Source organism: Thermoplasma sp., from assembly GCF_008709555.1.
Taxonomy (GTDB): domain Archaea; phylum Thermoplasmatota; class Thermoplasmata; order Thermoplasmatales; family Thermoplasmataceae; genus Thermoplasma.
The window spans coordinates 1-19344 of record NZ_VYIJ01000011.1; the positions used below are offsets into that span (position 1 = coordinate 1).

General features: G+C 45.2%; 18 protein-coding genes, 1 tRNA gene, 1 pseudogene and 1 riboswitch. Of the genes and pseudogenes, 9 read left to right on the top strand and 11 right to left on the bottom strand.

Annotated features, from left to right (window positions below; all coding sequences use genetic code 11):
* Window positions 1-163: 163 nt before the first annotated feature.
* The gene (locus F6Q11_RS05125) at window positions 164-427 is read left to right on the top strand and encodes a hypothetical protein (protein ID WP_297026850.1); all 264 of its coding nucleotides are present in this window, start codon (window positions 164-166) and stop codon (window positions 425-427) included.
* A gap of 184 nt (window positions 428-611) precedes the next feature.
* Here the strand turns inward: F6Q11_RS05125 and F6Q11_RS05130 are convergent.
* The 3 genes from F6Q11_RS05130 to F6Q11_RS05140 form a co-directional block, all read right to left on the bottom strand.
* Window positions 612-698: transfer RNA gene (locus tag F6Q11_RS05130), tRNA-Met, on the bottom strand.
* Between the two features lie 7 nt (window positions 699-705).
* Window positions 706-1353 carry a 30S ribosomal protein S3ae gene (locus F6Q11_RS05135; RefSeq protein WP_297026852.1) on the bottom strand — a complete coding sequence of 216 codons (648 nt, stop codon included), beginning with the start codon at window positions 1351-1353 and terminating at the stop codon, window positions 706-708.
* A gap of 165 nt (window positions 1354-1518) precedes the next feature.
* Window positions 1519-1965: a MarR family winged helix-turn-helix transcriptional regulator gene (locus F6Q11_RS05140; protein WP_297026854.1), complete on the bottom strand. Its 447-nt coding sequence runs from the start codon at window positions 1963-1965 to the stop codon at window positions 1519-1521.
* 251 nt (window positions 1966-2216) lie between these two features.
* Window positions 2217-2323: riboswitch (TPP riboswitch) on the top strand.
* Between F6Q11_RS05140 and F6Q11_RS05145 the strand changes: the two genes are divergently transcribed.
* From F6Q11_RS05145 to F6Q11_RS05165, 5 genes and pseudogenes are all read left to right on the top strand, one after another.
* Window positions 2311-3585: an MFS transporter gene (locus tag F6Q11_RS05145; RefSeq protein WP_297026856.1), complete on the top strand. Its 1275-nt coding sequence runs from the start codon at window positions 2311-2313 to the stop codon at window positions 3583-3585. It overlaps the preceding riboswitch by 13 nt.
* A gap of 67 nt (window positions 3586-3652) precedes the next feature.
* Window positions 3653-4249, top strand: coding sequence for an orotate phosphoribosyltransferase-like protein (locus F6Q11_RS05150; protein ID WP_297026858.1), 597 nt, complete (start codon window positions 3653-3655; stop codon window positions 4247-4249).
* Window positions 4250-4365: 116 nt separating this feature from the next.
* Window positions 4366-5889 carry a lysine--tRNA ligase gene (lysS, locus tag F6Q11_RS05155; protein WP_297026860.1) on the top strand — a complete coding sequence of 508 codons (1524 nt, stop codon included), beginning with the start codon at window positions 4366-4368 and terminating at the stop codon, window positions 5887-5889.
* 73 nt (window positions 5890-5962) lie between these two features.
* On the top strand, window positions 5963-7606 hold the full coding sequence (gene metG, locus F6Q11_RS05160; RefSeq protein ID WP_297026862.1) for a methionine--tRNA ligase: 1644 nt from the start codon (window positions 5963-5965) through the stop codon (window positions 7604-7606).
* 206 nt (window positions 7607-7812) lie between these two features.
* Window positions 7813-9195, top strand: a pseudogene (locus tag F6Q11_RS05165) (amino acid permease).
* On the opposite strand, the gene F6Q11_RS05170 reads toward F6Q11_RS05165, so the two are convergent.
* The 6 genes from F6Q11_RS05170 to rnz form a co-directional block, all read right to left on the bottom strand.
* Window positions 9192-9377, bottom strand: coding sequence for a DNA-directed RNA polymerase subunit K (locus F6Q11_RS05170; RefSeq protein WP_010901567.1), 186 nt, complete (start codon window positions 9375-9377; stop codon window positions 9192-9194). The pseudogene F6Q11_RS05165 and the gene F6Q11_RS05170 sit on opposite strands and share 4 nt — an antisense overlap.
* Window positions 9378-9509: 132 nt before the next feature.
* The gene (locus F6Q11_RS05175; protein WP_297026864.1) at window positions 9510-9956 is read right to left on the bottom strand and encodes a UPF0179 family protein; all 447 of its coding nucleotides are present in this window, start codon (window positions 9954-9956) and stop codon (window positions 9510-9512) included.
* A gap of 1 nt (window position 9957) precedes the next feature.
* On the bottom strand, window positions 9958-11016 hold the full coding sequence (locus F6Q11_RS05180) for an NAD(P)-dependent glycerol-1-phosphate dehydrogenase (protein WP_297026868.1): 1059 nt from the start codon (window positions 11014-11016) through the stop codon (window positions 9958-9960).
* 105 nt (window positions 11017-11121) lie between these two features.
* Window positions 11122-12000 carry a dihydrodipicolinate synthase family protein gene (locus F6Q11_RS05185; protein ID WP_297026870.1) on the bottom strand — a complete coding sequence of 293 codons (879 nt, stop codon included), beginning with the start codon at window positions 11998-12000 and terminating at the stop codon, window positions 11122-11124.
* 41 nt (window positions 12001-12041) lie between these two features.
* Complete coding sequence (locus F6Q11_RS05190; RefSeq protein ID WP_297026872.1) at window positions 12042-13022, bottom strand: hypothetical protein; 981 nt, start codon at window positions 13020-13022, stop codon at window positions 12042-12044.
* Window positions 13023-13101: 79 nt separating this feature from the next.
* Window positions 13102-14040 (bottom strand): ribonuclease Z, encoded by a 939-nt coding sequence (gene rnz / locus F6Q11_RS05195; RefSeq protein ID WP_297026873.1) that lies wholly within the window; start codon window positions 14038-14040, stop codon window positions 13102-13104.
* An 81-nt stretch (window positions 14041-14121) separates the two neighbouring features.
* Here rnz and F6Q11_RS05200 point away from each other — a divergent pair, with 81 nt between their 5' ends.
* Window positions 14122-14940 (top strand): fumarylacetoacetate hydrolase family protein, encoded by an 819-nt coding sequence (locus F6Q11_RS05200; RefSeq protein ID WP_297026877.1) that lies wholly within the window; start codon window positions 14122-14124, stop codon window positions 14938-14940.
* A 58-nt stretch (window positions 14941-14998) separates the two neighbouring features.
* On the opposite strand, the gene acs is transcribed toward F6Q11_RS05200, so the two are convergent.
* Window positions 14999-17080 (bottom strand): acetate--CoA ligase alpha subunit, encoded by a 2082-nt coding sequence (acs, locus tag F6Q11_RS05205; RefSeq protein ID WP_297026879.1) that lies wholly within the window; start codon window positions 17078-17080, stop codon window positions 14999-15001.
* Between the two features lie 392 nt (window positions 17081-17472).
* Complete coding sequence (locus tag F6Q11_RS05210) at window positions 17473-18096, bottom strand: hypothetical protein (protein WP_297026881.1); 624 nt, start codon at window positions 18094-18096, stop codon at window positions 17473-17475.
* 235 nt (window positions 18097-18331) lie between these two features.
* Here F6Q11_RS05210 and F6Q11_RS05215 point away from each other — a divergent pair, with 235 nt between their 5' ends.
* Both F6Q11_RS05215 and F6Q11_RS05220 read left to right on the top strand, forming a co-directional pair.
* Window positions 18332-18646 (top strand): toprim domain-containing protein, encoded by a 315-nt coding sequence (locus F6Q11_RS05215; RefSeq protein ID WP_297026882.1) that lies wholly within the window; start codon window positions 18332-18334, stop codon window positions 18644-18646.
* 256 nt (window positions 18647-18902) lie between these two features.
* Window positions 18903-19343, top strand: coding sequence for a single-stranded DNA-binding protein (locus F6Q11_RS05220; RefSeq protein WP_297026884.1), 441 nt, complete (start codon window positions 18903-18905; stop codon window positions 19341-19343).
* Window position 19344 lies beyond the last annotated feature (1 nt).

Consider the following 19344-nt stretch of genomic DNA (forward strand, 5'->3'; position numbering starts at 1 on the left):
TGATCCACAAGAATTAGAAAGTCTGAAGGATACACTCTTCAAATTGTTCGAAGAATAACTCCGGGATCTCCTTGGAAGTCAGAATGGGAAGAATGTTAATAAAACCGTATTGGAATTGGTCTCCGTATTATGCAGTCTCTCCAGTGATGACCCTTCCAGTCTCATGAGAAGAGTTTTCGATACCATCATCAAGCAGAGGGAGGCAGGCGAAAAGATAGGCTTAAAAGCCGATCTCTTCATGGATTTGTACAAAGAGAACAAGGAATGCTTCCGCGGAGAACAAATGATAATGGATCTACTGAAAAAATATGTGAAAGATCTGAGGAAAGAGTCTATTGATTCGTACAAGGACTCCATTCTTATGGATAGTTATAAAAAGCAGGCCGACGCTTTAGAATCTATATACAAGGCGCTTACAAAGAACTAGTTAGTAAAGCGCGAAAGGTTGCAATGCATGCCAATGATCTATCTGATGTATGAAATTAATACGGTGTATTTTTCAGATCGAGCGTATACCATCCACCAATGATACAATCATTATGGCTCAGGTTTAAATTAAAAACAATTGATATTAATTACGGAAAGTGTAAAGCATTGAACTTTTAGAAGTATGCCGGGATCGGGGATCGAACCCGAGACCTCCGGATTTCTCAGTTTAACTTATGAGTCCGGCGCTCCTCCAGCTGAGCCACCCCGGCATCGTATTCAGTTCTGGGCTATGGCCTCTCCACCCGGAGCAGGCTCATTCTTCTGCGGTTCCTGCACTCCAGACAGAGAGACAAGCTCTGATTTCCTTATCTCTATCTTTCTGAGCGGATATATGTTCTTGGTCGCCTCTACCATGTCATTGTATGCGTCATCGCCTATAAGATATCTCACGAAATCGGCATAGCTCAGTTGAGATCCCTTTGATACTATGAAGGACGTGAGAGCCTTCCTGATCTCAGACTTCTTTGTATTTGTGAGCTTGCCATCGCTTACGACGACAATCTTAACGGTTATGATACTGCCGTCGGAAGTTTTTACATCTTCTATGATGTCGATTCTCTCCTTTCTGCGTCTCACAAGCCTTCTTATGTAATCATCGCCAATGTAATGGCCGATAAATATCGTCTTGCATTTTGTTCCTTCACAGCCTGTGATCCTGAATAGCGCCTTTTCATTTGATTTTTTAAAGTTCCCCGTGAGATCCGATATGGGAACCTCTACGATCCTATTTACCATTGAATCAGCATCTTCGCCCAGCGCCACGGTTACCTCTTTGGAACCAAGATATGGCGGAGACTCTACCGTATACCATGTTTTCTCCTTCCACTTTTCTTTTCCTTTCTTTTGTGCTTTTTCGCCAGCCATCTAATCCCTCATGCACACTTAACGTGAATAGAAGGGTAATAATTGCACTAAATTAAACCTTTCGTGCCTTGTTGTGATCAGTATGGAAGGATGATTGATTGGTGAGCTTTGAAAAAAGGGAACGCTCGATCACGATACCTGGCTGTAGGCCGGCTTTAGAAGAATCTACTCCACGGAATTTATGCTATCCATCATTTTTGAGAGAACATAATTTGCTGTGTCCAGATCCGATTCTGAAAGACCGGCCAATGATCTCTCTATGAAGTCAAAATGTTTCTTTTTGGCCCCCTCATAGGCTTCTTTTCCATGATCCGTAAGTGATATCTTTATTATCCTTCTGTCTGTTTCTTCCCTCTTCCTCATAACGAGGCCCTTATCTTCCATCTTATCTATCACGCCAGTGACCCATCCTGGAGTGACATTTATGGCACTTGCTATGGTAGCCATTGACATTGGGCCATTATCGGAGAGCTGCCTCATTATTGTAAACTCCGTGACTGAAAGGTTTATGCTGTTTAGGTCCCTCTCCGCCTTTTTGTACCAGAGTTTCCATAGATCAACGTAAAGGCGCCACACCTGGATCGCCTTTGAGTTGCAGGTCTTATCATTCATCCCCATCACTCGATTTCATAGCTTATATTATGCTTTATTACATATATTTTTGTATCTAAAGGATTTTCAAGTAAGTTTTTTTGCATACTGAAATGCAGCTATGAAAGTTCATTTTTTAAACGCCAGCATAGGATCTCTATCCGAAAAGAGCTCGAAAAGTAGATAAAGGTATATATAATACATACGTGCCGATCGCTTGATCCATCCTGTGGAGCAGGCAAAACCTATCCATCTGGATGCGATCCAACATGAATTAGGCGAGGGGGAGCTCCCGACGGGGCTGAGAGGATCCAAGTGGATCGACCCCTGGAACCTGATCCGGGTAATACCGGCGGAGGGAATCGTATGATGAACGAAATGAAGAGAGATGGTGGGAGGCCAGATTCTGGCCGAGGATATAGCCTTAGAAATTTGCTTGTATCTGCTTCTGCTGGAATGTTCATATGGGGAATAATAGCGAGCGTGGCCCCGCTGGCAACACAGTGGCCATTCATATCATCGCTTCCCAGAACTTATGAGGCAGTATTTCTTGCGGTTCCGTCGATATTTCTGCTTATAGGAGATCTGTCTCTTGGCAGGCTATCCGATCTCTTTGGCAGGAAAGTTGTATACATTTCAACAATCGTTCTATATCTCCTTGGTATATTCATAATCTACTTTGCATACTCAGTCGTCCCGCTTATAATCGGCATAGCCCTGGCTGAAATAGGCGTCGGTGGTGAGGAGGTAACAGCACTCTCGCTGATTGCAGAGGATGTTCCTGTGAAGAACCGTGGAAGGTATCTGGTCCTGGTTCCAAACATGAACAATGTGGGAAGCTTCGTAATAGCTTTTCTCTTCCTCTATTTCTACTCATCAAGCATCCATACGCAAAAGATCTATTTCCTCATACTGGCTGTTGCCACGGTCTTTCTGGCAGTATACACAAGGTCTCGCGTGCCTGAATCGTTCAGGTGGCTTAAGGAGAAGGGCAGAGAAGAAGATGCATATGAGATAAGGCGAGAGATCGGCGTCGAAGATGAGGGAATATCGGTGAGGGAGCCAAATTATCTCTTTACGGTCATTTTCCTCGGTATAATAGGTATTTCACAGTATCTTACCTTCGGTTTGATGGCCTACATAATAGGCCCTTACTACTTCTCCAGCGAACCCAATTTCACCAGCGAGATCATAGTTTATGCAATGGCTGGCGCATCAGTGGCCGGATTCATAGCGATGTTTCTTGTCAACATGGGAAGGAAGCGCTATTCCATGCTTTCATATTTTGGTGGAATGGTGACGATGATTCTGATACTGGCCCTGATCAGATACATATCATATCCAACCGTGTTCCTGCCGCTTCTCTTCATGAACATGATGTTTTCCGAGTTCGCATGGGCTTCCAGAACAACACTGGAACCTGAACTGTTCAGAACAGCACATAGGTCTTATTCGATCGGTCTCGTACGTATCTTTCCTATGCTGGCATACATAGCGTCCATATACACGACCGCGTCGTTCTCGCTTGATCAGTACATAATGTTCAATCTTATACTGTGGACGGTTGGATTCATAGCCACCGTCATATGGGCAATCTATGGAATAGAGACGAAAAACATCAGCATGGATTTCAGCAGATGAAAAAGTTCATAGTCAGAATAGAATTAAATAACTATATTAGAATACTGCAATGGTATGAGGTATTGATATGAAGAGTATTGAAGAACTCTATAAGAGGGCCCTTGAGCTGAAAAATAAGGGTATGAGCGATAAGGAAATCTCGACTGAACTTCACCTTTCGGTTAACACTGTCACATGGCTTCTCAGCAAGGAATTCCTCAAGGAAGGTGCGGTGCAGGACGTCAAGATCGGTTGGAGGAGCGTGGGCGTATTTGGATCTAGAATGATAAGCATAGCGGAGATAATGAGTGACATAATAAGAGAGGAGATGAACAAGAATTCATTTGAGGTGGATTCGATACTTGGCATAGCAATAAACGGCATACCCTACGCAACCCTTGTTTCGTATCTCATGGATAAGGAGCTGATAGTTTACAGGCCGCATCCAGCCAGGAAAGAGGGTGTATTCAGCTCGAACTTTGCATCGGTTGAGGGTAAGCGGGTCGTCATAATAGATGATGTTGCCAGCACCGGCGAAACGATGAGACGCACTATAACGGACGTAACAAAGGAGGGAGGAAAGCCTGTTCTATGCGTCCTACTGGCCTCGAAGATGAGCGTCAACGATCTGAACGGTGTACCTGTGAGATCGCTCATAAGGACTCAGGTCATCGGAGGATCCTGAATCTTGAGGAACCTTCCCTGAAAAATACGATCTATATTTTCATTTTTACATTCACCCTCGGCCATCTGATCTGGGGTGCATGAAAGTATTATTTATTGTCTTCTCATTCACAGCCAGTGATAAGGTTGTTCTGGGCAGACGCTTTGGTCAAGGACCTATCTGGGCCCCAGCGGGTCTCTACCGGCATATCCCCATCTGGTCCGATACATATTGGCAACATGCGTGAGATACTCACAGGTGACCTCCTGTACAAGGCCATAGCGAAGAGGGAGCTCGAAGCTGATTTCATATACCTGTGCGATGATATGGATCCCCTTCGCAAGGTCTATCCATTTCTGAGCAGGGAATATGAGAAATATGTTGGATATCCTCTCAAAAATATACCTGCTCCTGAGGGTTCTGGTAAGTATTCAGATTACTATCTCGATCCATTCGTTCGTGTGATGAAGGAGGCCAATATACCAGCACGTGTCATAAAAACCTCGGACCTTTACGACAGTGGGATGCTGGCTCAGGCATGCGACATTGCGATAAATAATAGGGATAAGATAAAGGAAATACTCGAAACAGTATCCGGAAGGAAGATAGAAGGCGATTTCTATCCGTATGAGCCTCTGTGCGAGAAATGCGGCAGAATAAACACAACGACTGTGGTATCCTACAGCTATCCCTATGCAGAGTACGTATGCAAATGCGGGTATCATGGCTTTGCCGATGTGAGAAGGGCTGAGGGAAAGATGCCATGGAGAGTCGAATGGCCTGCGAAATGGTTCGCCCTGAAGGTCACGGTTGAGCCATTCGGCAAAGACCACGGCGCACCCGGGGGTTCGTATGATACAGGAAAGAGAATAGCCAGGGAGGTCTTTGGCATCGATCCACCGGTTCCGCTGATATACGAGCGCATAATACTTAAGGGAAAGGGCGCGATGCATTCATCCACCGGTCTGGCCATAGCGGCGTCCGAGATAATGGAGGTTATACCACCCGATCTTCTCCGCTATATGATCGCCCGTGTAAACCCGGGGAGACACATAGATTTCGACCCAGGGATGGGCATACTGGCGCTGGCAGACGAGCTTGAAAAGCTTCAGGATGCCTACTTTGGAAACAGAAAGGGCCTCGATGAGGATCAGACAGCCATGGTCGAATACTCGCTGGTAAACAGAGACAGAAAACCGTATCCTGTTGACTTCAGGCATCTTGTGACTCTTGTCCAGATATACAGAACTGAGGATGAGATACTCAGAGCCGTCAGGATGAGCGCAACCTCAGATTTCGTGGAGGCAGATTTCAGAAAGGAGATAGAGTATGCAAAGAGATGGCTTGAAAGATACGCACCGGATAGCGTGAAATTCAGGATCCTGCCGGTTGATCATGCTGTAGAAGTGAATGATAATGATCGCGCGATCCTCGCGGAGTTCATGAAGGACATCGATGCCATGCCATGGAACTCAGAGTCTATACATAATAAGGTATACGAGATCGCGGAAAAATTCAAAATTTCTCCGGAATCTGTATTCACGCTCTTTTACAGAATATTCATAGGCAAGGACAGAGGACCAAGGCTTGGCTATTTCCTCTTCAACCTCGGTAGGGATTTCGTTGAAGAGAGGATCAGGAATGTGATATCCGGTCACTGACATTTGAAATCCCGCATGCATTTTTTCAGGGATATTAGAAAATCAATAATATCAGAAATAAATTAAGTGTGAGGTGGTTCAGATCAGGATACTTGTCAACTGCGCACTTCCATATGCAAACGGGCCCCTTCATATAGGTCACATAGCAGGAGCATACCTGGGTGCAGATGTTTTTGTGAGGTACAATAGGCTCATCGGGAATGAAGTCCTGTATGTTTCTGGAAGCGATGAATATGGTACACCGATAACAGTCAGGGCTGAGAAGGAGGGAAGGTCTCCGAAGGAGATAGCAGATATTTACTACGAGGAGCATCTCAGGACGTTTGAGAACCTGAATATAAATTTCGACATCTTCATGAGGACGACATGGCCCGAGCACTCGGAGAACGCTCAGGAATTCTTCCTCAAACTGTTGAACGAGGGATATATCGAGAAGGGAACGATGATAGCTCCATTTTGCAGGAAGATAGGCAGGTTCATGCCTGACCGCTATATCGAAGGAACATGCCCTTACTGCCATTATCCTAAGGCGAGAGGCGATCAGTGCGATAACTGCGGCAGGACGCTTGATCCACAGGATCTTATAGATCCCAAATGCATACTGAGCGGAGAGACGCCGGAGTTCAGGGAGACAGAGCATTTCTTTCTGAGGCTGGATCTTCTCGAAGAGAAGCTCAAGAGCTGGATCTCCACAAAGACCTACTGGAAACCAAACGTACTCGCATACACGCAGAATTTCATCTCCGGCGGGTTGAAAAAACGCCCGATCACCAGGGACATAGACTGGGGCGTCAGGATACCTCTGGATGGATACGATACAAAGAGGATATACGTCTGGTTTGAGGCTCTGATCGGCTACATAACAGGGGCCAGGGAATACTCAAAGAGGATCGGCAATCCGGACCTCTGGAAGGAGTATTATTTCGATCCAGAGGTTAGGAACTACTATTTCATCGGAAAGGATAACATACCCTTCCATGCCTTAATATGGCCAGCGATGCTGATGGGTTATGGTGGATTCAACCTCCCATACGATATACCTGCCAACGAATACCTGACGTTCAAGGGGCAGCAGTTTTCCAAGAGCAGGGGGATAGGTTACAGCGTAGACGATCTGCTGAAAGCCGTTCCTGCAGATTACCTGAGGTATTACGTGGCATCGATACTGCCGGAGACCGGCGATTCAGATTTTTCCCTCGAAGAGCTTGTCAGTACAGTCAATTCGGATCTTATCGATAAATATGGAAACCTGGTGTACCGCATTGTGTCTTTCATAGACAAATACGGGTTGACCCTCGATCCTGTTGATGTCAATGGTGATGAGGAATTCCAATATGCACGAAGATCGTTTGAATCCTGGCTTGACGACCTTTCAGGTGTGCATGTGAAGCGGGCCCTGTCAAGATGGCTGGATCTGGCGATATATGCAAACGGATTTTTCAACAGGTCAGAACCATGGAAAACTGTGAAGAATGACAGGCAGAAGCTCAATCACGATCTTTACCTATCCCTGAAGATAACCGAGTTCCTGACCGTGATGGCGTATCCTTACATACCGTCGTCGGCTATCAAGATATGGGATATACTGGGTATACCGTTCAGTATTGATAGTTCGTACAGCCATCTGTATGAGATGCATGGGTTTTCGGTTCACAGGGGTTCGATCCCGTTCGAGAAGATCGATCTCGAAGCCGTATCTTCAAAATTAAATAATTGATATATTATCTTTATAATTCAACAAGAATAACGCATTCCCATAATATTTCAGTTATGTTTATATAACATGAATGTAATATAGAAACAGGGCCGGCGTCAAAGTTGATTTTTTCGCCGATCCCACTTTGAAGAGGTTAAGAGATGGTGCGTAGAAGAAGTGGACTGAAAAGGAACTCCATAGGCATAATGCAGGGCATCTTTCAGTCGATGGGACAGGTGGATCCTGCTGCTGATATCGCGATACTGCTCGTCGCCACATTCTCCATTGCCGGTTCTAGGACGATACTTTCTGTGATCTTTGGATGGTTCGTCTATGCCATATTTATGGTTACACCGTATCAGTTCTCGAAGTACAAGGCGAATGCGGGAAGTTACTATGCCTTTGCGGCAGGATCCACAGAGGGCGGTAAACTGGGGCCTGTTACCGCGCTGAGCTTCATGTACTATGATATAACGGGAGCAGCTTTCGGTATACTCGGGCTTTAATCATTTATATTTTTCATATCCCCAAGGATAACGGCCATACCATACATCTGGATACTCTTTGCCGGTGCATTCACGGCCTACATAACCATAGTCACATACATTGGGATAAAGCCTTCACTGGGATATAACGCTGTTGCAGGGCTTGCCGAAGTATTGTTCCTTGTGATCGGAGCTGCAATCATAATACTTAAGGTTGGGCCGCACAATTCGATTGTGCCATTCACGCTCCCCAGCAATCTTGGTGTGGGTTTCTCCGCCATAATGTTCGGTGCAGTCTTCTCAATACTGGATTTCACCGGTACAGGCATAGTCACAACGGTGTCGGAAGAGATAAAGGATCCGAAGAAGAACATAGGCAGATCCATACTCTACGCCATGATACTGACGGCCATAGCCATAATACCGGCCACGTACGCCTTGACAGTTGGATGGGGAATAAACAACATCGGATCATTTGCAAGCGCTCCTGATGCGGGAATAATTGTTTTCGGCAAGTATCTGGGCCCAATAGGCGTCATACTTCTGATAATATTCACCGTCAACAGCTATCTCACAAACGGTGTGTCCAAGGCAACAGCGGTTGGCAGATGGTGGTATTCGGCTGCCAGCGATAATGTGATATTTCCAAAGTCACTGGCCAGAGTGCATCCGAAATACAGATCGCCTTATATGGCTATCATAGTCTGGAGCCTCACGTCCTTTGTGCTCGATGTCCTTATGGGGTTGTATTTCGGGCCTAAGATCGCAGCCTTCATACTTGAAGCAGGAACGAGAATATCGATAATCATAGTACATATAATGGCGAACACGTCTCTCACCTATTACACGAAGCGTATCGACAGGTTTGAATTCCTGAAGCATGCGCTGGCACCAGCTGTTGCGACAATCATAGGGCTAATAGTCATATATTTCACGGTGTCAAACATCTGGGCGAAGTGGATAACGAATCCGGATCCAGTTAACGATGCATACTTCGCATCGTTCATAATAACTATACTTTGGGTAGTTGTGGGAGGCTTCATAGTTACTATGTATTATTCAAGAAGGAAGCCAGAGATCCTTAAGAGTGCAGGTGAATTTGACGTGGAAAACGCAAAAGTTTAATTTAAAATTTTTGAAGCTTTTTTAATTGTTATCGGTATGACATTATTTTCGAATTCGAGCATTGCTATGTCAACAGGATCTATTATGTTTTTCGGGACGTCAATGATCACAGGAGCACCCATGGCAATCTGAAGAGCTCTTGCACCAATAATCCTTGCCTTCTCAAATTTTGTATACTTCATAGAAATCTGGTAAAAACTACATTAAAAAGCTCTATAATAGCTTTGCTATCGTATCATCAACATAATGACAAATAAGCGGATCGATATGAACGATACGTCGCAACCATTAACCTATCTTCGCCTTTTGAATGGTTATTTGTATGTGATCGAAACCTGCTTCATCTTGTATCCTTTTGGACAGCTTATCTCCTTTCCTATGGACTTGACCATAACCTTTGAATCGGGTTTGAAATAATGCAGGTTGCATTTTTCTATGTTTGGGCATGTTATGTAGTCACAGTTCATAGATTTGAGTGATATTATTGCACCCTCCTGTATTCTCTTGCTGTCCTGAACGTTCACGTAGTCTTCCAGTTCCTCAACCTCTACAGTATTAACTTTGTCACCGCTGAAAATTATACAGGGATTTACCTGTTCCCTGACCTTCGTCACCCGGTACCTGTGACCCTGCTCAAGGTTGAAGCATACGTTCTTTACCCTGCAGTCAGAGCAGGCCGCCAAAGGACCGGCGAAAACAAATTCAAGACCCTCTTTTGCTATGTTGCTACCTATAAGGCTTATCTTTGGCAGAGTTCTCACCTCATATTATTCCAGTAAGTTCCAGGGCCTTAACAGCTGCATCGTAAGACATATCGCTCTCACCCAGAATTGTGTATCTTTCTGGTCTTATGGAGTGTGCGGTTCTCAACGCGTTTATCACCGTCTCATCATTTATACCGTAGTCTCTGGTTCTTATGGATATCCCTAAAGTATCAAAAGCCTCTTTTATCTGCTGCCAGTTCTCATCGTGCAGATACATGGAAATGACCGTACCCATGGCACACATCTCGCCATGGAGCATGTTTTCTACACCAGCCGCCTCCAGAGCATGGGCAAACAGATGCTCGCTTCCACTCCCAGGTCTAGAATTCCCAGCGATGGCCATGGCCGTCCCGGAGGCCAATATGTTTTTCGTGACAAGCCATACAGAGGATTCCTCGTACTTCTTTATTTCGTTTATCTGGGAAAGAACCTCCTGTGCTGAATACTCTGACATGGCCGCGGCGCTGGAGCTGAACTCCTCGCCCTTGAGCCTGTGTGCCAGCTTCCAGTCCTTGACCGCGCTGAGGTTGGATATGACATCTGCTGCACCAGCTGCCAGGTATCTGTAAGGGGCCTTTATCATAACTGCAGTGTCAGCGATTACTCCTATGGGCATTGCGCCTTCTTCTGAATAGGATACCCCATTTCTCCTGAGCGATGCCCTTGGTGATGCTATGCCATCATGGCTTGGTGCGGTCGGAACGCTCACAAAAGGAAGTTTCCTGTCGAACGCGAGTTTCTTTGCCAGATCTATCTTCGCCCCACCACCAACACCTATCACTATGCCTGCCTGAAAATCGAGTGATTCGGATTCAAGTTTTTCTAAGGTATCATAATTGGCATTTCCTACTAGAAAGGCTCGAACTTCATAGCCATACGTTTCAAGGAGATCATGGACCTTTCTTCCAGCAAGTTCGTAGGTTATATCCCCTGATACGATAATCGCATTTCTATTCCTGCAGTTTTCCCCAACAACGTCAACGATGTGATCGAGCACGTCATGCCCTATATACACATCCCTGGGGAAGTGCATCGTCCTGAACTTCTGGAATTCCATTAGAGGAACAAACTATCAGGGGATATAAATCTTTCAGTGCATAGTACACGCCGGGAGATTTTAGACGATATTCGTAAAATTTATAAAAAATGCGTAATTGGAATATTATTTTTTAGCCGGAATCTTTGCTATCTCCTGGTCTATCTTCCTCTTCTGATCCGGCGTTGGTTCAAGCATCGGTATCCTGTACCCGCCCTTTATATTGTTTATCTTGTAGAAAGCATAATAATAACCTGACGGAAATGTCGCTTCATTTATGGTGTACATCAATGGGTTGACCTGGTTCAACTGTATCTCTTTTGCCTTTCCTGCATTCCCTGCAATGAACTCCCGGTACAGGTCTGTTATGTATGGTGATATATTTGAGAGGCCGCAGACTCCGCCGCTGGCACCTATGGAAAGGGACAGAAACAGCAGATCATCCTGTCCCTGGAATATGTCAAATTTCTGGCTCTTGTGTCGGATTATCCTTGAGAAGAATCGCATGTCGCCGGAGCTGTCCTTTATGCCCTTCACGTTCGAGAACTCTCTTGAAAGTTTTTCCAGGAGGCTCTCGCTGATCCATGATCCAGAGAGCTGCGGTATGTTGTATATGAACAGATCGTTTGATGCAGCCGATATCACGGTGGAAAAGTGCTTGTACATCCAGTCTTCGTCTGGTTTGATATAGTATGTTGGCATCAGCACCCTTACCTTTATGCCTATATCCTCGGTGTATTTCGAAAGCTCTACAGATTCCTGAGTTGATGAGGATCCAACGCCGGCATATACCTCCATCTTCTTAGAATGATCCCTGACAAAACTCAGGAATTTCTTTTTTTCTTCCTTACTGAACATTGGAAACAGGCCGGTCGATCCCATGGGGAAGAGGCCATCAACGCCAAAGCTCGCAAGTTCATCGATGAGAATTTCAGTTGCACTGTAATCTATATCGCCATTGGCGCCCATGGGTGTTATCATGGGCGTTATGATACCCTTGTACATAGCTGCAAATCACCAGAAAGTAGTTAAAGATTGCCAACGTTTCAGGATCCTGCCTTCGTTGTTTCAGTTGACTTATCGCTCTTGGCAACGTAATCAAGCTCTATCGCCCTCTTGAGATTTATCCTGTACCCTATGTAGCCAAGAACGACTACGGATATTACGACAAGGAAAAACGGTAGGCCTATGGTGTCCAGGTTGTGTATCTTGATCCCTGTGATTAACTGGTAATCCCAGAGGGCAGGGAAGATCAGCGTTGCTACTCCAGCTATCACGAAGACCAGACCACCGTATGAGAGCACGAAGTGGCTTATGCCTCTTGCAACATACGCTATGCCCTTCACAGTGAGGTTCTTCTTGTTCGTTAGCCACAGCCCGAATGCCGTCCCTGCCAGGACCTGCATAGTCATGGTTCCAAGGCCGAACATGAGGCCTGGAACGAAGCCGAGGTATATGGGCATGTTGGGAGCTATGACGAAATATATGATGAGCGCGAAGGCTCCGAAACCGAACCCAGCGATGAGGCCATGTACAAAGGCCAGCTTCAACGGAATTGGCCTGTACTCCCCATCTACCTTCGTCATTATGGGATTCTCCATGTGCTCAAGCTCCATCTTCTCCTTCTCCTCGTGGCCCTTGTGTATGCCAAAGAGATGGTAGATAGATTCCTCTATGATGTGTACGTGAGGATACTTGAGTTTGTTTGCTATGTAGAACCCACTCAGAGCCATCACAAGGCCAACCACGATGTAAACTATGCTGTTGAAGTATGGAACGAGCATGAAACTGGCAAGAGCGAGTGCAGCTATCTCGGACATTATTGCCCTCTCAAGGGTGAATCCGGAGGAGAACAGTAGACCGGCTTTGGCACCACCCTTGGTGGAATAGCTCCCAACGGCATAGGAAAATGTTATGGGCCATGTGTGCTCATCAGGGGTTATACCATGAACAATCCCAAGCAGATACGATATCAAGATGGCGGCGTATATTCCTTCGTAGGTTGGGTTCCACAGATTGATTATCATAGTTTAGCATCATACTAAAATATTTAAATATTTTGAATAACGTTTCAATATAATGGAAAAGTTAACTAAATGCTAAATTCTACATATCTGGATCTCGCCCGCCCTCACGCCTTACCCTCACTTCATATTCCATCAGATCCTTACTTTCATAAACATTTTCGAATTCTGTTCTCGCATCCTGAAGGAGAACTGAGGTATCCGTTATACGTGGGCTGTAGTGATATAGAAAGAGCCTTCCGACTCCAGCCTGCTTGGCTATCCTGGCCGCCTGTCTTGACGAGGTGTGCCCAAACTCGTTTACCATGGGCTCGAAGCTGGAATCTGTAGTTGTGTCATGTATCAGGACATCAGCACCTCTGGCGAACTCTACCATTCGATCCATGGGTCTAGTATCACCAGTGTACACTATTCTTCTCCCCTTTCTTATACCGCCGGATATATCGTCTATTCTGTATTCATTCCCCCGGTATGTGTACACTCCATTCTCACGTATTTTCTCAATGATCCTCGATGGTATGTTTTTCTCCTTGGCCTTTTCAGGGTCTATCCTGACAAGATCCTTTTCCTCTATGCTGTATGATATGGCGGGTACGGGATGATCATTGAGCAGGGTCCTTATGACGAATTTTCCCATATCATAGGCCCTGTCTGGTTCAAGTTCATATATCTTGAGTGGGAAGTGAAGGGTGTAATAACCCACGTTCAACGCGTTTGAGAGGATCTTTATGGCCCCCTGCGGTCCAAATACGTTCAGAGGCTTAGATCGATTGTTGAAAGACATGCTCTGCACAAGGCCCATTATGCCTAGAAAATGATCACCATGGAAGTGTGTTATAAATATGTTGTCTATATCCATAAATGAGGTTGAGCTCTTCATTATCTGCCTCTGCGTACCCTCCCCGCAGTCGAAGAGATTCAGAACGTCATCCACCTTCACGCCAACACCAGGCATAGCACGTAATGGTGTTGGCCAGCTGCCACCGGTACCGTAAAAGATTATCCTTATGTTAGAAGCCATCGATCTCCAATTCCAGTATTCTACTATTATTTTTCCATTAAGAAATCGATAATGAATTATCCGGTATAAGCATGCGGATCTATGAAGGTTGGACGATGCAAAGTTGACGGAACAGAGCGGCTATTCACCGTTGATGGAAACGAGATCAGGTTGATAGACGGGATATCCAACATAAATGAGTTCATAGCCTCGTATGGGAAAGATATATCCTCCAGGGGCTATGATGGTGAGATCGTCTATTTACCTGCTGTGAATCCAGGCAAGATTTTCCTTCCCGCGGTGAATTTCCGTTCGCATTCGGAGGAATCAGAGACAAAATTTCCGCCAAAGCCATATTTCTTCACCAAGTTCTCAAATGCGCTTGTTGCTCATAACGGCGCAGTGCACAGGCCAAAGGAGATAGAAAAGCTGGATTATGAAGGCGAGATAGGAATAGTGATCGGAAAAAGAGGCAAGAGAATTTCTGTAGAAGAAGCAGAGGATCACATCTTCGGTTTCACCATAGTTGATGATGTGAGTGCAAGGGATCACCAGTTTCCAGAGATGCATCCATACGGTTACAACTGGGTGCAGGGAAAGGCGTTCGATGATGCCCTTCCTGTAGGTCCGTACATAGTGACGAGGGATGAAGTGAAGTTTCCCCTGAAGATTGAGACCCGAGTCAACGGTGAGCTGCGTCAGTCTGGAACAACGGATGATATGGTATTCAGCGTGGCACAGCTGATATCAACGGTATCGCAAACCATAACGCTGGAACCTGGCGACCTCATAACCACGGGTACACCAGCCGGCGTTGCCGCCTTCACAGCTGCCAGGTATCTTTCAGATGGCGATACGGTATCGATCAGCGTAAGCGGCATCGGAGAACTATCGCACAGAATAGAAGACGAAAAGAACTGATCAAATAAAAGCCAAAAAAGACCACAGGATCAGCATTTATCGCTGATCCTTCAAATTTTTATAGCATTATCCTTGCATCAACCACTATCGCGCCATCCTCACTGACGATCATAGGATTTGCGTCTATGCCCTTTATCTCCGGATGGTCATACGCAAGCCATGAGAACCTCACTATCTGATCGACAACTGCGTCCACATTTAAAGGACCCCTGCCTCTGAACTTCTGCATCATCTTTCCTGCAACCGTGTCCCTTATCATGTCATAGGCTTCCTTTTCGCAGACAGGCGCAACCCTGAACGATACATCTTCAAGAACCTCTACCGCAGTGCCACCCAGCCCGAACATCACGGTGGGTCCAAACGTGGGATCATTTACCGTTCCTATGATGGTCTCCAGATCACCCTTGAACATCTCTTCCACCACGACGCCATCGATCTTTGCCTGTGGGGCGTTTGCCTTCACATTTGATATTATTGTGTCGTATGCCTTGAGAGCCTCGTCATCGCTTTTGACGTTCACTATGACACCACCGACATCGGTCTTGTGTACTATGTCTGGGCTCTGTATCTTCAGTACGACTGGATACTTGAAGTCCTTCAGAAGAGTTTTAAGTTCATCCCTGCTTCTGGCAAGCTCTGTCCTGTTAACCTTTATTCCGTAGGATTCGAATATCTCCTTGGATTCTAGTTCATTCAGGCTCTTTATTCCAGCCTCTGCGTATTTCTTAAGTTTGTCTCCGACTCCGTCACGTTTCAGATCCTTTGGTCTTGCCGGGCCAAGGCAGATGAGATCATTCATCCTCTTGTGGTTTCTTAGTGCAGCCATGGCCTTAACAGCTTTGTCGGGCGAGTCGAACGTGGGTATTCCATTCTTTATAAGGTAAAGCCCAGCATTCTTCGAATGTTCTCCGCCGATAAAACCAGCGACAACAGGTATCTTCCTGTTTGATGACAGAACGCCGTTTATTATGCCCTTTGCGGCGTCAGAAGGATCCAGGTTCGCAACCTCGCAGTATAGCACCACAAGTCCGTCGACGCTCTCATCTTCCATCACGGTTTTTATCGTGTCCGCATAGATCTCAGGGGTAGCCATTGCGCTCATGTCTATGGGATTCTTTGTGCTACCGAACGACGGTATGACCTGCCTTATCTTTGCCTGAAGATCGTCCGATGGAGTCTGCAGCGGTATCCCTGAGAGTTCGGCCTGATCCGTGGCCAGGACCCCAATGCCTCCGCCGTTTGTCACAACCATAAGGTTGTCTCCCGTCATTGATGGCTGCAGTGATAGCGTAAGGGAAAGATCAAACAGCTCCTCTATGGAATTTGCACGGACAACTCCCGCCTGTTTAAGAGCACCATCGTATACACGGTGAGATCCGGCCAGTGATCCCGTGTGGGAAGCTGCTGCAACCGAACCATGCTTGGATATCCCAGACTTAAGCATTACTATTGGCTTCTTTATTGCTCTGGCGGTGTCTATGAATCTCCTGCCTGCCTTGAGGCCCTCTGTATAGAGGGATATGCACGATACATTCTGGTCATCGGCAAGGAATGAGACCAGATCGGAAAAGTCAAGATCCGCCATGTTCCCTATGCTTATTAGGAAACTTGTGCCGGTCTTGTTGCTCCATGTCATCGCATCCAGGCCGACTATCAGTGCACCGCTCTGTGACACCATCCCTATTGTTCCTGGATATGGCAGATATGGTGCAAATGACGCGTTCAGCTTGAGAACATTGTTCATCAGGCCGACCACGTTAGGGCCAAGTAGCCTCATGTTGTATTTTTTGCATACAGCAACGAGATCATCCTCAAGATCCTTCCTTCCAACCTCTGAGAAGCCTGATGCAACGACTATGATACCAAAAACTCCTTTTTTTCCGCATTCTTCTGCCGCTTCAGGTGTGTGTTCTGCAGGTACCGATATTATCGCAAGGTCTACCTTGTCCGGCACATCTCCAATGCTTGGATAAACCGTGTAACCTAAGATGTTTCCGCCCTTACGGTTAACAGGGTAAACCTTACCCTGATATCCGCCTTCCTTGAGATTCCTCACTATCTGATAACCAATCTTCGTCTTATCAGCAGACGCACCAATCACGGCTACTGATTCAGGATAGAACAAGCTTTTAAGATCCATAGATGATAATCGCAACTCTCGGAAAAATGTTTTTATTTTTAATATTTAAGGGTCATCGGACTTTCATGTGGGTCCACCTGGCAATAATGTTGAGATAGCCTCAGATAACAGTGGATATTTAATAAAACGTTTGAAATCCCTGTACTAATCATCCTTGGTTACACTGCCAACATATCTGTAAGGCGTTTTGGCGATGCATCCTGATCGAAAATTACCCACATAAAAGTGTGAAGAACCATATTTAAATTAATCATATTAAACTATATTTATTAGAATTAAAATATTAAATATTTGCAATATCCTATACTTGCGATGATCAATAATCTGATTTTCAATCTTAAAATATGTATTTAAATCAAGATATTTTCAATGATAGATATTATTTATCAATCTCAGAGCTGAAAAGTCCTGTTCCTTATAGCCTCAATGAATTCTTGGTTCAGACCAGCCTTTGAAAGATAGTACCAGCCAGGTATTATAGACCTGTTTATGGCATCCATTATTATATCGTAGATTGGAACATATCTTGATATGTTCTGATATCTTGTGCTGAATACCCACGGTGGTATGTCAAAGTAGTTCTTTATCTTGCCGGGAACAGCCTCACGAAGAGTCTCGTTAAGTATTGACGCCACCTTCTCGTTGTAATACCATTTATTGACAACAGGCCTCTCATAGTACTGTGGTGGCGAATATATTTTCCACAATAGTCCGAACATGGAGATCTCTCCACCGTAAATCGCGTTTCCTCCGAAATCATCGATCATCGTAAGCGGAGCCGTCTCCTCCATACCAGTCTCGACGTTTATGATCTTCACATCCGTTTTCCTGTAGTTGCCCATGTACTTTATAACGATCCTGTCCAGAGATTCGGCCTCAGACTCACTGATATCTCTGTCATTCTGATATTCGTCCATTATATACGGATATTCTCCCACAGAGCTGTTAAGTATCAGCTTCAGGTAATAATCATACCTGTCTATGGACGTCTCCAAACACCTCCTAGACAAGCCCACACATATGCCCCTCGCACATCTCTACCCATACCACAGACAGCTCAGAAATGCATGTATTCATATACTGCATACTCACCTTACTTAATATAACGAATATTCATATATAAATGTTAATGATTAGCAATGAACACAATCTTTAAATAAGAACGGAAGATGTGCAATCACGTCTGCCAGAAACAGATTTCTGGAGCTCATAGAAAAGTATAGAGTAAAGAATATAAGCATTCCCATAGTTGTGGAGGGTCGAAACGATCTGAAATCACTCAGGAGGCTTAGATTCAATGGTGAGATTCTTATTCTTAACAGAGGGACGTCCCTGATAGAGTTCTCTGATACCATAGCCAGAAAGTACAGGAGGATCATACTTCTTACCGATCTCGATACGAAGGGCTGTGATCTCGAACGCAGGATGAATCAATATCTGACTGGTATAGGTGTCGATATAGATGTTTACCTCTGGAATTTCCTCAGGAAGAATGTACCAATAAAAACCATAGAGGAGCTGCCCTCGGAATACGAGCGGCAATATGAGAAGGGGCTACAGGCATAAAATTGCCTGTGTGAATCTGTGTACGCGTGTTCCTATTTTATATTTTTATGCGTGGCCAATATGATCTACATCATTTAACAATGAACTGAATAAAATCTGGATGTATCATACAATCGCCAATTGCCTGTAGAATTAAAGAATCAAGCGCCACTGATTATTTAGAATGTGAGAGAGCATAACCAGAATCTTTAAATAGAGATATGAAATGAGTGGATGGTCTTTCTAGAGACGTTCTAGAGACAGGATAGTAAGTAGTATGGAAGATATAACGAAGATAAAGGATCTAACACCCTCCTCAAGGAGAGTGAATGTGGTTGGAAAGGTTTTGTCTGTTGGAGAACCAAAAACAATACAAACGAAGTTTGGAGACCAGAGATCTGTAACAGAAGTAACCATCGGAGACGATACGGGAAAGGTTATACTGTCCCTTTGGGGCGATCAGGCAAGCCAGGCGAGAACCGGTGAGACCCTAGCCATAGGGAACGGATATGTTTCTCTCGTAAGGGGTCACATAAGGCTCAACGTTGGCAAATACGGTTCATTAAGTGTTTCTGATGAGGAAGTAACAGAAGTGAACGAAGATTTCGACGCAAGCGAAAAGGAATACGAGAACAATTTCCACCGCTCCGGACCACGCAGAGACAACTTCAGGCGTGGCGGCTACGGTCGGTCAAACAGAGACGAAGAAGAAGAGTAAT

Coding starts and splice junctions, on each gene's coding strand:
- F6Q11_RS05125 (WP_297026850.1), top strand. CDS start 164: ATGAGAAGAGTTTTCGATACCATCATCAAGCAGAGGGAGGCAGGCGAA.
- F6Q11_RS05135 (WP_297026852.1), bottom strand. CDS start 1,353: ATGGCTGGCGAAAAAGCACAAAAGAAAGGAAAAGAAAAGTGGAAGGAG.
- F6Q11_RS05140 (WP_297026854.1), bottom strand. CDS start 1,965: ATGAATGATAAGACCTGCAACTCAAAGGCGATCCAGGTGTGGCGCCTT.
- F6Q11_RS05145 (WP_297026856.1), top strand. CDS start 2,311: ATGATGAACGAAATGAAGAGAGATGGTGGGAGGCCAGATTCTGGCCGA.
- F6Q11_RS05150 (WP_297026858.1), top strand. CDS start 3,653: ATGAAGAGTATTGAAGAACTCTATAAGAGGGCCCTTGAGCTGAAAAAT.
- F6Q11_RS05170 (WP_010901567.1), bottom strand. CDS start 9,377: ATGAAGTATACAAAATTTGAGAAGGCAAGGATTATTGGTGCAAGAGCT.
- F6Q11_RS05180 (WP_297026868.1), bottom strand. CDS start 11,016: ATGGAATTCCAGAAGTTCAGGACGATGCACTTCCCCAGGGATGTGTAT.
- F6Q11_RS05185 (WP_297026870.1), bottom strand. CDS start 12,000: ATGTACAAGGGTATCATAACGCCCATGATAACACCCATGGGCGCCAAT.
- F6Q11_RS05190 (WP_297026872.1), bottom strand. CDS start 13,022: ATGATAATCAATCTGTGGAACCCAACCTACGAAGGAATATACGCCGCC.
- rnz (WP_297026873.1), bottom strand. CDS start 14,040: ATGGCTTCTAACATAAGGATAATCTTTTACGGTACCGGTGGCAGCTGG.
- F6Q11_RS05200 (WP_297026877.1), top strand. CDS start 14,122: ATGAAGGTTGGACGATGCAAAGTTGACGGAACAGAGCGGCTATTCACC.
- acs (WP_297026879.1), bottom strand. CDS start 17,080: ATGGATCTTAAAAGCTTGTTCTATCCTGAATCAGTAGCCGTGATTGGT.
- F6Q11_RS05220 (WP_297026884.1), top strand. CDS start 18,903: ATGGAAGATATAACGAAGATAAAGGATCTAACACCCTCCTCAAGGAGA.